Genomic DNA, 12,785 nt, shown 5'->3' with positions numbered 1-12,785 from the left:
GCACTTATACAAGATTGGTAAAGTCGTATAACTTTTTTACGCGCAGGGCCACAGAAACAAGAAAGCCCATGGTCGACACCATGGGCAAAAAAACCAAGACACTACTACGGACAGGAAGATCAGAAGCTGTATTTCACACCCAGGCTGGTGATGGAACCCTGTTGCAGATCCCAGTGACGATAGGTGTAGTCGGCGGTCAACGCCAGGTTCTGGGTCAGCTTGTAGGCGCCGCCCACTTTGAAATCGTGCATGTCATCGGTCATGTTGGCGTAGCGATAACCAGTGGAGAGCTCGACCGCGCCGATGTCGTAGCGCAGGCCCACTTCACCGTACAGGCTGCCGCTCTGCTTGCGGGTGATATCGTCCCAGCCGGAGTCGTTCACGTTGGAAGCCAGTTCCCGCTCCATGCTGTAACCCATCAGACCCGCTTCTCCATAGAGGTTCAGACCGGTGCTGAGGGGGGTGAACACCCCCATCCCCAGATTGGAGATGCTCATGCTGTCGTTGCCGCTGTTGCGGGAGCTGTATTCGGTGCCCAGACGGCCGTAGAAATTGGAGCCGAAGCTCTTGGAGAGATCCAGGCTCAGACCACCGAAGTCACGGTTGTTGCTGTCCTTGCCGCCGACGTAGTCGGACTTGGCGTGGGTCCAGGTCGCTGCGCCCTTGGCATAGCTGAAGGCATCCTGTGCCATGACGGAGGTGGAAGCGAAACCGGCCAGAACCAGAGCGGAGAGTGCGACTTTTTTCATGGGATTGACTCCATTTGTTGAGCTAGTGAGGACTAGCTGGAATGGGGTCATTGTGACGGGCAAAGCGCGCGGTGCCGAGCGGCAAGCTGTTGCCAAAGCATTGCAGATGTAAGCAAATATTGCAGGGGATTGCCGACGCAACATTCAAGCGAAAGGGGGCCCGGCGACCCCCTATATCCCTCACCCTGCCGGCGCCTTTTCAGGGGCCGGGACGTTGACGTCCTGGCCTGATGACGACCTGTGGGCAGCGATTTATCTGCATCCATCGCGATTTCATGGTCGATTTATCCACAAAGAAAGCGAATTACAGCATGGTCGCGATGGTATTAGCGGAATTCCACCTCGTCGATCTGCACCCTCACCAGCGGTTTGCCGCTCAGACCGGCGGGGCGGGCCACTTCGATGGCGCGGGAGGGACGCTGCTCGCCCTTGCGCAGGTAGGACTCCGGCAGGCGGTTCTCACCGGCCCAGAGGCGCACGGGCTGGCTGCCAAGCTGCACCCCCTGCTCGCTGAACAGGGTGACACTGCCGTTGACCCGCACCACATTGCGGGTGCCAGTGTTGCTCAGCTGGAAGTGCAGTAGCAGGGGATCAGCCCCCTCCACCAGCTCCAGTTTGGCGGTGATCCCGTCCCGGGTCGCCTGGGAGAGCAGCTCGGGGTTGGCCAGCGCCTGCTCGGTCAGCACCGGAGCCGCCACCGCCACCGTGGTGGCCGCGACTGTGCCCTTGGCGCCCGTCGCCAGCTCGGCGGGGGCCGCCGGTTTGACCAGCAGATACTCCCAGGTGAAGTCATCGTTGAGCTGGATCTGGCGGCCGTCCGGCAGGGTAACCTGGGTCAGGGGGGCGGCCTGCACCAGCAGGGGGGAGAGGCAGAGGGCGATCAGCAGTCGGGACAAGGGTTTCATAGGCGATGGCTCGATAGATAAGCGAAAGCCGTCAGTATAAAGAGTCGGGCGACCCTTGCCTATGACCGGCCTCACGCCCCGGCCATCGACTACTCAGACCACCCATTCGAGAGGCTCGTCGATGACCGTCATGTCCAGGGTCACCAGATCGAAATCCGTGCTCTTCAATGCCTTGAGGATGCTGCCCTGCATGTCGAACACCCGGGCCCGCAGCCGCTGGGGCACCCGCACCCTGGCCAGGGTGGTGACCCGGTCCGCCAGGGTGTGGAAGAAGACTTGCGCCTCCTCCAGCCCCATGTCGGAGAGCATCTGCTCGGCCATGTCCACCATCCGCAGATGGTGTCTGTCCAGGGTGACGGGGTCGATGAAGCGGCTGCTCAGGCAACCGTTGCCCCCCTTGCCCCAATGATCCAGCCGCCGCTTGTGAAAGCCGTAGCGGAAGTCCTGATCCGTCATCCCCTGCTCGGCAAAGCACCAGAGGGTGTTGGCGGGCAGGCTGTCGAAGCGTTGCAGATAGCAGCGCTGCTCATCGATGGAGGCCGGTAGCAGTATGGGTTGATGGCCCCAGTTGCTCTCAAGGGAGGCCAGCTCGCACACATAGCGGATGGGGTCTATCACCTTGCCCAGCCGGCCCAGGTAGTTGCAGATGAGGATCTCGTCTGTCTGGATCACCTTCTGCTCGATGCCATGGTGCTGACAGTAGCGTTTGGCCCGTGACACCGCCTGGCGGCTGAGAGTGGGGCTGTCCAGAGTGACGGCGCGAATGCGAACTCCGCTGGCCCGGCAGAGATCCATGCAGTAGCAGGCGGCAAGCCTGCCCGAGAATGAGACGACGAGCTCATCATAACTGGCCAGGGTCTCGATGATGCGCTGTTCCCTAGCCTGAAAGGTCTGATCGTATCCCCGATTCAGCATGACAACATTGGCATCCATACAACGACTCCGGATGGTGAATTGGATACCATTTTGTTGTTATAAAGCTGAATAGACCCTTAAAGAATGAGGGTAAACCCATTTTTTATTCTGAAAAGATTTACCTTCCATGCTTTTTATGCTAGGAAATTTCCGGCTGACAGAGGCGATGCCGCCCCTCAGATTGGCAATAATTTGCGCTCAATCATGTCATCCCGGCACATCTTATGGTCGAGAAAGATCAAACCCTGCAGGCCGAGGGCCTCGGCGGCCCTGACATTGGCCGGACTGTCATCGATGAACAGGCACTCCTCGGCCTTGAGATCGAAAGAGACCAGCAGGTAGCGATAGATGTCGGGCTCGGGCTTCATCATGCGCACCCGCGCCGACACAACCTTGCCGCTGAAGAAACGCCAGAACGTCTGATGCTGCTCCAGCCAGTCGATGCTGGCATGGCCCATGTTGGAGAGGGCATAGAGGCGATGACCGGCGCCATGCAACTCCTCGATGAGGCGCACCATGGCGGGATCCGGCAGCAGGGAGGCGGGCACCGCCTGCAGGATGGCGAGGTTCTGCGCCGCACTGAGCCCGGTGCGCGCCTCGGCCTGGCGCGCCATGGTGTGAAGGGACAAGGTGCCCCTGTCCACCTCCAGCCAGTCCGGGTGATTGAACAGCCGCTCGGCCAGCCGTTCGGCATCCACCGTCCCCATCACGGAGCGCACGATGGCCACCGGATCCCAGCTCACCACCACGCGTCCCAGATCGAAGATAATCACCATCGTCTCACCTCCTGCATGCGGCCTGTGACACCGCTGAAATCGGATGTTGAAAAAGGGACCAGTACGGCACTGACACCAGCCAGCCCCAGCTTCCCTACCCTGCCTTCAACACAGGGGAGCGGGCAAGTTTTACTTGCATCGGATGCCCAAATCCCTTAATGCTTATGGCGTTAACTCAAGGACACACCCATGCACGCACCATTCTTCTTCGTTTTCTCGTTTATCCGGCCCACATGAGGGAAGGCCCTGTCGTCGCATGAACAGAAAACAAAGACGAACCGAGCCTCCCTAGCGGAGGCTTTTTTTTGCATTCACCATCATCGAATAGTTGGATAGGGAACCACAATGGCGACGCTCGACGAGATCAGACAGGACATTACCCAGTTGGATGAGGAGCTGCTCGCTCTGCTGGCCAAGCGCAAGACCCTCAGCATCGAGGTAGCCCGTGCCAAGCAGGCCAATCCCCGCCCCATCCGCGACACCCAGCGCGAACAGGACCTGCTGGTCGCCCTGATCCAGAAAGGCCGCCCCCTCGCCCTGGATGCCCAGTACATCACCCGCATCTACCACACCATCATCGAAGATTCCGTGCTCTCCCAGCAGGCCTATCTGCAGAGCCTGCTGAACCCCGAGCAGCAGGAGCCCATGACCAGCGTCGCCTATCTGGGCCCGCGCGGTTCCTACTCCAGCCTGGCGGCCCGCAAGTACCTGGCGCGCTACAAGGATCAGGTGATCGAGGTGAACTGCCAGAACTTCCGCGAGGTGCTCGACAGCGTGGAATCCGGCCGCGCCGCCTTCGGGGTGCTGCCCATCGAGAACACCAGCTCGGGCTCCATCAACGAGGTGTATGACGTGATGCAGCACACCACCCTCTCCATCGTCGGTGAGCTGACCTACCCCATCGAGCACTGCATCCTGACGGCGGTGCCGACCGAACTCTCTCGCATCAAGACCTTCTACGCCCATCCCCAGGTGTTCCAGCAGTGCTCCCATTACCTCGGCAAGCTGGACGGGGCCCGCCACGAGATCTGCGACTCCTCCTCCAGCGCCATGATGAAGGTCAAAGAGCTGGCAAGCCCGGACGCCGCCGCCATCGGCAGCGCCGCCGGCGGTGAGCTCTATGGCCTGGATGTGCTGGCCGAGCAACTCGCCAACCAGAAAGAGAACTACAGCCGCTTCATCGTGGTGGCGCGCAAGCCCATCGACGTGGCGTCCCAGATCCCGGCCAAGACCACCCTCATCATGTCCACCTCCCAGAAGCCCGGTTCCCTGGTGGAGGCGCTGCTGGTGCTGCGCAGCCATGACATCAACATGACCAAGCTGGAATCCCGGCCGGTGCAGGGCAACCCCTGGGAGGAGATGTTCTACCTGGATGTCTCCGCCAACCTGCAAAACCCGGAGATGCAGGCCGCCCTGCTGGAGCTGACCGCCATCACCCGCTACATCAAGGTGCTGGGCTGCTACCCGAGCGAAGACGTCAAGCCGACCACGGTGCCGCCGGTGCTGATGGGCAGCTAAGCCGCCCCCAATGCGCGAGGCGAGCCAATGGCTCGCCTCGCTTTTTCACTCTCCGCCCCTCTCTCCCTGAGCTTGCCTCTGCTTGTACCCCATGCTCACACCCGCCGGATCGTTTAATAAAATTAAACGGCAAGCCCCCGGCATTTAGTTTTTTGATACAAAATGGACAACCTGCACAGCCCTCAGGTGCGCGGGATGCGGTGCTGGCGCTCACGTGGCGCCGGGCTGGCCAGATCCCGGACAGCAAAAAGGCGAGCCCCGGGCTCGCCTTTTTGCATGGTGACTGACCGCCCCTAGAACTGGCCCGCCATCAGCTGGTTGAGGCTATAGAGATTGCGGGTATCGAGCTCCATCTCGGTGGCATAGGTGTTGCCACGGGGATAGGTCGCCACCACCCGGGCACCGCGCACCACGCCAGCCACCGACACGTCCAGGGAGTTGGCGGTCTGGGTCAGATCCTTGTAGCTGCTGCTGCCCCGCACCTGCTGACCGTTGAGCTGTTCTGCCAGCTCCCGGTAGGCATCCATCTTGGAGGCACGAATGGCCTGCAGCATCTTCTCGGACTGGGAGGGGCCCGGCTGGATGTCGATCACCGCGTAGCCCACCGCCTTGAGCACGGGAAAATCGTCCGGCTTTTGCGCCACGTCGTAGTTCACGACCCGATTCCCGCTACAGGCGGTCAACAGCATTGCCATCAGGCAGCCCAACAGGATTTTCATCGCATCTTCCTCATCAGGGGGTCAGGTTGACCAGATGGCCGGACGGGCTCTGGCCCCCCCGCATCAGGTAACCCCGGTTGACGGATGCCCGGCCAAACGAGTTGCTGGCACCGGACAGATATTGTTGCGGGATCAGGCTCTGGGCCGTGGTCTCCACCATCTTGGTCCGCAGGTCGATGATGCGGGCATTGACCAGGATCCCCTGCGAATTGCGGCTGAAGGTGCCGGTCAGGATGCGGGAGATGGGCAGCCGGGAGGAGAGATCCTTGTAGTTGCGGCTCATCACGAAATCCCCCTGGGGGGTCACCTGGATGTTGCCCGTGGTCTTGAAGTCCACCACCACCTCACCGCGCCGGTTCAGCTCGTAGATGAAGCTCTCCTCGATCTGCTGGCCCATCCAGTTGGTGTCCTTCAGGGTGTCGAGATCGACGAAGGAAGCCACCGCAATGGGCTCGGTCAGGGTGGTGAGGGACTTGCGCTCCATCAGCTGATCGGTCATGCGCGCCACCAGCCAGTTGAGCTCCATCCCCTTGGCCGCCTGCCTGGGGTCGCCCTGATCCCGGTTGATGGGGTCGGCGGAGCCGCAGCCGGCCAATGCCAGCGCCAGGGTCAACGCCGTGAAGAATCTGTTCATTGATACCTTTCCTGTATCTACACCTGACTCTGTTATCGGTCGCGGCGGCCAACACTTGAGGCCCGAATTGCGCCGAGGATCGCGCCGGATCCGCAGAAGCGGATCCCGTTACCTGGCGCCAGATGGCCTCGGCCCTGACCTGGCGGCGATCCCGAAGAATGAGGCATGGATCTTGCTTTTATTTCGGGCAATGACATAGGCCTGCCGGTGCAGGCCGTTGGTCGACCTGCGCCCCGTTGGCAACGGCCGATGTGGTCCGTCTATTCAAGGTATCTGATATGAGAGTTGCGCTGCTGTTAACCCTGCTGCTGGCCAGCCTGTCGGCCCGGGCCGAGATCATCGAGGCCCAGGGCAGTGCCGCCATCATCGGCGGCGATGAGGCCTATGCCCGCGAGCAGGCGACCCGGGATGCCCTGCGCCAGGCGCTGCTGGCGAGCGGCGCCGCCGTCTCCAGCATCCAGCGGCTGGAGAACGGCAGCCTGCGCTCTGAGCAGATCCAGATCCGCTCCGGTGGCGACATTCGCCAGTATCGGCTCAAGCGGGAAGAGGTGCGCAACGGCCGCATGTACATCACGGTGCAGGCCGACATCCTGGCGGAACGCCAGCTCTGCCAGACCCAGCACTACGCCAAGGATTTGACGCTGGTACGCCTGCGCATGCGCTACCCGGATCAGGCGAGCCCGGGCGCTCTCGACGATATGCCGGCCGATCTCTCCCGCCAGCTGTTCGAGACCCTGGCCGCCGCACCGCAGGGGGTCGTCGCCCGCCAGTGGCTGGACGAGAATCTGCGCATCGACCCGTTGCATCTGCAGCAAGGGGATCGCAGCGTGCTGGAGGAGCTCAAGGCCTTGAGCCTGCGCACCGACAGCCAGTACCTGGTGCTCGGCAGCATCGACGATCTCTCCCTCGAGCCCCAGGGCAATGAGCTGACCCGCTGGTACAAGGATCCCATCCGCAATTTCCGCATGCAGCTCTACCTGTTCGACGGCATCAACGGCAGCCTGCTCGGTCGCAAGGAGTACAAGGGGCGCGCCGAGTGGACCTTCTCCAAGCGCGATCAGGTCGGCAGCAACAGCGGCCAGTTCTGGCAATCGAGCTATGGCCAGGAGGTGAATTACCAGTTGCAGGAGGCGGCCCGCGACATCATCGCCGAGCTCTCCTGCGCCCAGGTCACCGCCCGCATCGTCGGCCAGCACGAGCGCGGCCCCCACATCAATCTGGGCAGGCGCAACGGGGTCAAGCTCGGGGATCAGTTCCGCGTCCAGCACAGCGCCGACTTCGTCGACCCGTATGGCAAGTCCCGCGTCATGCGCAACCCGGCCGATGGCCTGTTCGAGGTGGTGCAGGTGTTCGAGGATGGCGCCGTCATCAGCAGTCAGAACAAATATTCGCCGTTTAACATCCAGGTCGGCGATTTGGCGGTATTGGAATAGGAATCAAGGGTTTAAAAGCGGGCGGCTTCTTGTATAATGCCCGCCACAAGGTTCCCGTAGCTCAGCAGGATAGAGCGGTCCCCTCCTAAGGGACAGGCCACTGGTTCGACTCCAGTCGGGAACACCATATAAAGCAAGGGGTTGGCACCATCAGATGCCAACCCCTTGGTCGTTTTGGACAAGCGCCACGAGCCATCCCCTTGGCGTCTTCCAGCAGAGGAATGCGCGGCCTGAAGTGCCAGTGCGGGCCTCGCTGACAGGAGCGCCGCGATACGCTCGCGGCGTCCTCTCATCACTCCGTGTCATTCACCGCGCTCTCAGCGCATTACCTTCCGGCCATATGCGTTGGCGCACTGATGAAACTGCATTCCACAGGCGAGCATTCGCCCTTTTCATTAATCCTGAAAATAATCGTCGATATATTTCAATGCCGGGTCATTGCACCGGTACAGATAATGAATTCATTATTTTTCTCACCCACCATGAAATAACAATCCGTTTCAGCTTCGCTCGTTTTTCTCAATCTGCTGATCCTGAATGATCTTGAGCAGGGATGGCAGGAAATCACGCTGCTGGTAATTGTCTTTATTCCAGAGCCCCCCTTTCATCAGTGCCTTGGGGCAATGGAATAACAGGGTATCGATAGAGACCTTGATAACCAGCTTGGGCACAGTCTTGCCATCCAGGCATATTTCACGGCTCGCTTCATCGGCATGAATGGATGCCGTCCCCCGAATTCTGACGACATCTTCGATACCCGGCACCACAAACAACAGGCCGACTTTCGGGTTTTCGAGCAAATTGGTCAGCGTGTCCAGACGGTTATTTCCCGGACTGTCGGGAAAGCCCAGAGTCTTGTCATCGAATACTTTCACAAACCCCGCATCGCCCCCCCGGGGGGACAGGTCCAGAAAGCCCTCTTTCGTGTGGGAAGCCAGAAAGAACAGGGTGCTGTTCTCGATGAATGTCCGGGTATGTTGATCGATATGGTGAAGGTCTTTCGCCACCGCCAACGGCGCCGGCAGGCTGTAAAGTTCCCTCAGTTGTTCCAGTGTGGTTATCTGACTCATCACATGCATTCTCTTTGGTTATCGGTCATGAACTATTTGTAAATGACACTGACTTTCGGCTCACTTCTAACTGCTAATAGTTTCCATTATCATAATCGCGCTCATGATAACGAGCCCCCAGCCACCCCTGCAATCAAATAGTGATTCGATTGAGTAGAAGCAAAACTGATGTTTAATGTTAAAGCGATTGTCATCACCCTTGTATTGGCACTGACCAGCACCCTGTGTCTGGCTGAAAATAATGTCAGTTATCCCATCACCATTACTCATGCCTTTGGCACCACCGTGATACCGAAAAAACCACAACGGGTGGCGACGGTGGCCTGGGCCAATCATGAAGTTCCGCTGGCGCTGGGTATTGTGCCGGTGGGGTTTGCGGCCGCGAAATTTGGTGATGATGACGGGGATGGCGTATTGCCCTGGGTAAAGGCTCAACTGGATTCATTGCATGCCCCCATTCCCAAATTATTCGACGAGGGGGATGGCATCGATTTTGAAGCCGTCGCCGCCACTGAGCCCGACGTGATCCTGGCCGCCTATTCCGGGCTGAGCCGCTCGGACTATGACACCCTGAGCATGATTGCCCCCGTGGTTGCCTACCCCGATGCCCCCTGGGCCACGGATTGGCGCAGCATGATCCGCATCAACAGCCTGGGTCTCGGCATGGTGCAAGAGGGAGAGGATTTGATTGCGCAGATCGAGCAGGATATTGCCCGGCGTCTTGCCAAGTATCCCGAGCTGCACGACAAGACCGCCATGTTCATTACCCACCTAGACCCCACCGATTTGAGCGTGCTGCGCTTCTATACGGCGAACGATTCCCGCGTCAAATTCTTTGCCGATCTGGGTCTCGCCTCCCCTCGCAGCATCGAGGCGCTCAGCCGCTCCGGGCAGTTCTCCGGGGAGGCCAGCATCGAGCAGGTCGATGCCTTCGATGACGTCGACATCTTCGTCACCTATGGCGGCAAGGCCTTGCTCGATCCGCTCTCTGCCAACCCCTTGATGGCCAAGATGCGGGCCGTCAAGCAGGGCTCCATGGTCATGCTGGGTGGCGGGACGCTGGCGACGGCGGCGAATCCGACGCCGTTGTCCATCTCCTGGGTGCTCGACGATTATCTGGAGGCGCTGGCAGCCGCTGCTCGCAAGGTGAAATGAGCGGCATGCCATTGAAACGCCATGCCTCTTCCGCCCCGCTGCTGAACCGCTCAACCAGCCTGTTGCTGCTGGTGCTGGTACTGCTCATGCTCAGCCTGCTCTCGGTCACCTTCGGCACCCGTGATGTCTCCTGGGCCGAGATCACCGGCGCGCTGCAGGGGCAGATCGATACCGTGGGGGAAGCCGCCGTCGCCATGCGCATTCCCCGTACCCTGCTGGCGGTGATCGTTGGCGCCTCCCTGGGCCTGTCCGGCGCCGTCATGCAGGGGATCACCCGCAATCCGCTGGCGGATCCCGGCATTCTCGGGGTCAACATAGGGGCGGCCTTCTTTGTGGTGATTGGCCTGGCGTGGTTTGGGATCGAGCAGCTGCACAGCTACGTGTGGATGGCCATTCTGGGCTCCGCGGTGACGGCGGCCTTCGTCTACACCATCGGCTCCATGGGCCGGGGCGGGGCCACCCCTCTGAAGCTGGCGCTGGCTGGCGCCGCCACCTCCGCCGCCCTCTCCTGCTTTACGCTGGCGGTAGTCCTGCCGCGCAACGACATCGCGGGCGGTGTCCGCTCCTGGCAGATCGGCGGGGTCGGCGGGGCCACCTTCGAGGCGATGCAATTCGTGCTGCCTTTCATGCTGGCGGGCCTGGTGATCACCCTGGCGACCGCAAGAAAGCTGAACTCCCTCGCCCTCGGGGATGACTTGGCCGCCGGCCTCGGTGAAAACGTGGCCTGGGCCAGAGGGAGCGCCGGGCTCGGTGCCATCCTGCTGTGTGGCGCCGCCACCGCCATCTGTGGCCCCATCGGTTTCGTGGGCCTGGTTGTTCCGCATTTCTGTCGGCTGCTGGTCGGGGTGGATCACCGCTGGCTGCTGCCCTTCTCCGCCCTCGGCGGCGCCAGCCTGCTGGTGCTGTCAGACCTCGTCGGTCGCCTGATCGCCAGGCCCAGCGAATTGGCCGTCGGGGTGGTAACGGCTTTCATCGGTGCCCCCTTCTTCATCTGGGTGGTCCGTCGTCAACGGGTCAGGGAGCTGTGATGAATGAGCGAGTGAACCTGATCCGTCAGGTAAAAGCGGTACGCTTGCAACGATCCCGCCGCTGGATGGGCATCGCCTTCACCCTGTTGCTGCTCTCGGCGGCAGCCTGGTGGCTCACCCTGCTGCTGGGGCAGTCTTACACCCCGCCCTCCGTCGTCTGGCAAGTGCTGACCGGTGAACAGGTGCCAGGGGCCAGCTTCACCGTGGGGCAACTGCGCCTGCCTCGCGCGCTGATCTCCCTGCTGGTGGGGATGAGCTTTGGCCTGGCCGGGGTCGTGTTTCAAACCATGCTGCGCAATCCGCTGGCCAGCCCGGATATCGTCGGCGTCTCATCGGGTGCCAGCGCCGCCGCCGTCTTTGCCATCGTGGTACTCAAGATGGATGGATCCTCCATCGCACTCTTTTCCATCGCGGCCGGATTGGCGGTGGCCCTGTCGGTATACGGGCTCTCCTACTGCAACGGGGTCGCCGGCACCCGCCTTATCCTCATCGGCATTGGCGTATCGGCGATGATCGAAAGCTTCATCGCCTATCTGCTCTCCCAGGCCAACTCCTGGGATCTGCAGGAGGCGATGCGCTGGCTGGCGGGGAGCGTCAACTCGGTCCAGCTCCATCAGGCCTTGCCCCTGCTGTGCTCCCTTGCCGTCTTCGGCGGTCTGTTGCTGCATCGCGGCAAAGATATTGAAGCCTTGCGGCTGGGGGAAGACACGGCCGCGGCCTTGGGGGTGAATATCGGGCTGACACGTCTCGTGGTGATGATCTGCGCCGTCGGGCTGATTGCCGTCGCGACGGCGGTAACCGGCCCCATCGCCTTCGTCGCCTTCCTGTCCGGCCCGATTGCGGCACGCATCGTCGGTACGAACGGCTCTCTATTCATTCCGGCGGCCCTGGTGGGCGCCAGCCTGGTGTTGGCAGGGGATTATATTGGCCAGTTCTTGTTGCCAAGCCGTTATCCCGTTGGTGTCGTCACCGGGGCCCTGGGGGCGCCGTACCTCATCTATCTCATCATCCGTGTCAATCGTAAAGGGGGTGCGCTGTGACCATCGCTCATCGCATGGTGGTTGAGCAGTTGTCTGCTGGCTACGGTGAAAAAACCATCCTGCAGGATGTAAATCTCGACATCATGCCAGGCAAGATCACCGCCATTGTCGGGGCCAATGCCTGTGGCAAATCGACGCTGCTGCGTACCCTGTCCCGCTTGCTGGCCCCGACCCGGGGGCAGGTCCTGCTGGACGGGAAATCGGTTCATCACACCCCGACCCGCATGCTGGCCCGCACCCTGGGACTCTTGCCGCAATCTCCCATCGCACCCGAGGGGATCACGGTCGGGGATCTGGTGGGACGAGGGCGCCACCCCCACCATCAGTTCATGTCCCGCTGGAGCAGCCGGGATGATGAAGCCGTGGCCAACGCCTTGGCGCTGACCAAGACCGCAGATCTTATCGACCGGGACGTGGATCAGCTGTCAGGGGGGCAGCGCCAGCGGGTATGGATAGCGATGGCCCTGGCCCAGGAGACGGACATCTTGCTGCTCGACGAGCCGACCACCTTCCTGGATGTCACCCACCAGATAGACGTGCTGGATCTGCTGGTCGATCTGAATCTGCAGCGCGGCGTCACCATAGTGATGGTGCTGCATGATCTCAATCTGGCAGCACGTTATGCGGATTATTTACTGGCGATGAAGAATGGCCAGGTTCACATCCATGGCGAGCCGCCAAAGGTGTTCACCAGAGAGATGATCCAGACGGTTTTCGGCTTGAATAGCCATATTATTCAAGATCCGATCTCGCATATTCCCATGATGATCCCGATCGGACGCCACAAGCAGAATACATCCCTGTAAACATCGCAAAATAATGCCCATCGCAACACGATGGGCA

13 protein-coding genes, 1 tRNA gene and 1 other annotated feature are annotated in these 12,785 nt (G+C 60.8%); of the genes, 7 read left to right on the top strand and 7 right to left on the bottom strand.

Annotated elements, in window-relative coordinates:
- Positions 1 to 119: 119 nt before the first annotated feature.
- The 4 genes from ABNP46_RS04795 to ABNP46_RS04780 all read right to left on the bottom strand — a co-directional run bounded on the left by ABNP46_RS04795 (position 120) and on the right by ABNP46_RS04780 (position 3,345).
- A complete protein-coding gene (locus tag ABNP46_RS04795) occupies positions 120 to 749 on the bottom strand; it encodes an autotransporter (RefSeq protein WP_349921290.1) in 630 nt (209 codons plus the stop codon).
- Positions 750 to 1,075: 326 nt separating this feature from the next.
- Positions 1,076 to 1,654, bottom strand: a complete 579-nt coding sequence (locus ABNP46_RS04790; protein ID WP_349921289.1) for a DUF3157 family protein — start codon at positions 1,652 to 1,654, stop codon at positions 1,076 to 1,078.
- Positions 1,655 to 1,747: 93 nt separating this feature from the next.
- Positions 1,748 to 2,587, bottom strand: coding sequence for a hypothetical protein (locus tag ABNP46_RS04785; protein ID WP_349921288.1), 840 nt, complete (start codon positions 2,585 to 2,587; stop codon positions 1,748 to 1,750).
- A 158-nt stretch (positions 2,588 to 2,745) separates the two neighbouring features.
- The gene (locus ABNP46_RS04780; protein WP_349921287.1) at positions 2,746 to 3,345 is read right to left on the bottom strand and encodes an HAD family hydrolase; all 600 of its coding nucleotides are present in this window, start codon (positions 3,343 to 3,345) and stop codon (positions 2,746 to 2,748) included.
- Positions 3,346 to 3,530: 185 nt separating this feature from the next.
- Positions 3,531 to 3,652, top strand: a sequence feature (Phe leader region).
- A gap of 38 nt (positions 3,653 to 3,690) precedes the next feature.
- Between ABNP46_RS04780 and pheA the strand changes: the two genes are divergently transcribed.
- The gene (gene pheA / locus ABNP46_RS04775) at positions 3,691 to 4,863 is read left to right on the top strand and encodes a prephenate dehydratase (protein WP_349921286.1); all 1,173 of its coding nucleotides are present in this window, start codon (positions 3,691 to 3,693) and stop codon (positions 4,861 to 4,863) included.
- Positions 4,864 to 5,156: 293 nt separating this feature from the next.
- Here the strand turns inward: pheA and ABNP46_RS04770 are convergent, their stop codons facing one another.
- Together ABNP46_RS04770 and ABNP46_RS04765 are read right to left on the bottom strand one after the other, a co-directional pair.
- A complete protein-coding gene (locus tag ABNP46_RS04770) occupies positions 5,157 to 5,582 on the bottom strand; it encodes an LPP20 family lipoprotein (protein ID WP_349921285.1) in 426 nt (141 codons plus the stop codon).
- Positions 5,583 to 5,595: 13 nt separating this feature from the next.
- Positions 5,596 to 6,216 carry a FlgO family outer membrane protein gene (locus ABNP46_RS04765; RefSeq protein WP_349921284.1) on the bottom strand — a complete coding sequence of 207 codons (621 nt, stop codon included), beginning with the start codon at positions 6,214 to 6,216 and terminating at the stop codon, positions 5,596 to 5,598.
- A gap of 278 nt (positions 6,217 to 6,494) precedes the next feature.
- Here ABNP46_RS04765 and ABNP46_RS04760 point away from each other — a divergent pair, with 278 nt between their 5' ends.
- Both ABNP46_RS04760 and ABNP46_RS04755 read left to right on the top strand, forming a co-directional pair.
- Positions 6,495 to 7,649, top strand: coding sequence for a flagellar assembly protein FlgT (locus ABNP46_RS04760; RefSeq protein WP_349921283.1), 1,155 nt, complete (start codon positions 6,495 to 6,497; stop codon positions 7,647 to 7,649).
- Between the two features lie 50 nt (positions 7,650 to 7,699).
- A tRNA-Arg gene (locus ABNP46_RS04755) sits at positions 7,700 to 7,776 on the top strand.
- 373 nt (positions 7,777 to 8,149) lie between these two features.
- On the opposite strand, the gene ABNP46_RS04750 is transcribed toward ABNP46_RS04755, so the two are convergent.
- Positions 8,150 to 8,719 (bottom strand): MSMEG_1061 family FMN-dependent PPOX-type flavoprotein, encoded by a 570-nt coding sequence (locus ABNP46_RS04750; protein WP_349921282.1) that lies wholly within the window; start codon positions 8,717 to 8,719, stop codon positions 8,150 to 8,152.
- A 168-nt stretch (positions 8,720 to 8,887) separates the two neighbouring features.
- Between ABNP46_RS04750 and ABNP46_RS04745 the strand changes: the two genes are divergently transcribed.
- The 4 genes from ABNP46_RS04745 to ABNP46_RS04730 are packed head-to-tail and all read left to right on the top strand — an operon-like array spanning position 8,888 to position 12,748.
- Complete coding sequence (locus tag ABNP46_RS04745) at positions 8,888 to 9,874, top strand: iron-siderophore ABC transporter substrate-binding protein (RefSeq protein WP_349921281.1); 987 nt, start codon at positions 8,888 to 8,890, stop codon at positions 9,872 to 9,874.
- A 5-nt stretch (positions 9,875 to 9,879) separates the two neighbouring features.
- Positions 9,880 to 10,902, top strand: coding sequence for a FecCD family ABC transporter permease (locus tag ABNP46_RS04740; RefSeq protein WP_349921280.1), 1,023 nt, complete (start codon positions 9,880 to 9,882; stop codon positions 10,900 to 10,902).
- The gene (locus ABNP46_RS04735) at positions 10,902 to 11,942 is read left to right on the top strand and encodes a FecCD family ABC transporter permease (protein ID WP_349921279.1); all 1,041 of its coding nucleotides are present in this window, start codon (positions 10,902 to 10,904) and stop codon (positions 11,940 to 11,942) included. The genes ABNP46_RS04740 and ABNP46_RS04735 overlap by 1 nt, the downstream gene beginning before the upstream one ends.
- Positions 11,939 to 12,748, top strand: coding sequence for an ABC transporter ATP-binding protein (locus tag ABNP46_RS04730; protein WP_319872978.1), 810 nt, complete (start codon positions 11,939 to 11,941; stop codon positions 12,746 to 12,748). Before ABNP46_RS04735 ends, ABNP46_RS04730 begins: the two co-directional genes overlap by 4 nt.
- Positions 12,749 to 12,785: the final 37 nt, after the last annotated feature.

The sequence above is a fragment of the Aeromonas veronii genome (genome assembly GCF_040215105.1).
GTDB lineage: Bacteria > Pseudomonadota > Gammaproteobacteria > Enterobacterales > Aeromonadaceae > Aeromonas > Aeromonas veronii_G.
Note: the sequence above shows the minus strand (reverse complement) of the source record. Positions and strands in the feature narration are given on the sequence as shown.

Bases quoted from the DNA above. Each gene is read 5' to 3' on its own strand.
- ABNP46_RS04750 (WP_349921282.1), bottom strand. From the start codon at position 8,719: ATGAGTCAGATAACCACACTGGAACAACTGAGGGAACTTTACAGCCTG.
- ABNP46_RS04745 (WP_349921281.1), top strand. From the start codon at position 8,888: ATGTTTAATGTTAAAGCGATTGTCATCACCCTTGTATTGGCACTGACC.
- ABNP46_RS04760 (WP_349921283.1), top strand. From the start codon at position 6,495: ATGAGAGTTGCGCTGCTGTTAACCCTGCTGCTGGCCAGCCTGTCGGCC.
- ABNP46_RS04770 (WP_349921285.1), bottom strand. From the start codon at position 5,582: ATGAAAATCCTGTTGGGCTGCCTGATGGCAATGCTGTTGACCGCCTGT.
- ABNP46_RS04790 (WP_349921289.1), bottom strand. From the start codon at position 1,654: ATGAAACCCTTGTCCCGACTGCTGATCGCCCTCTGCCTCTCCCCCCTG.
- ABNP46_RS04735 (WP_349921279.1), top strand. From the start codon at position 10,902: ATGAATGAGCGAGTGAACCTGATCCGTCAGGTAAAAGCGGTACGCTTG.
- ABNP46_RS04740 (WP_349921280.1), top strand. From the start codon at position 9,880: ATGCCATTGAAACGCCATGCCTCTTCCGCCCCGCTGCTGAACCGCTCA.
- ABNP46_RS04765 (WP_349921284.1), bottom strand. From the start codon at position 6,216: ATGAACAGATTCTTCACGGCGTTGACCCTGGCGCTGGCATTGGCCGGC.
- ABNP46_RS04785 (WP_349921288.1), bottom strand. From the start codon at position 2,587: ATGGATGCCAATGTTGTCATGCTGAATCGGGGATACGATCAGACCTTT.
- ABNP46_RS04795 (WP_349921290.1), bottom strand. From the start codon at position 749: ATGAAAAAAGTCGCACTCTCCGCTCTGGTTCTGGCCGGTTTCGCTTCC.
- pheA (WP_349921286.1), top strand. From the start codon at position 3,691: ATGGCGACGCTCGACGAGATCAGACAGGACATTACCCAGTTGGATGAG.
- ABNP46_RS04780 (WP_349921287.1), bottom strand. From the start codon at position 3,345: ATGGTGATTATCTTCGATCTGGGACGCGTGGTGGTGAGCTGGGATCCG.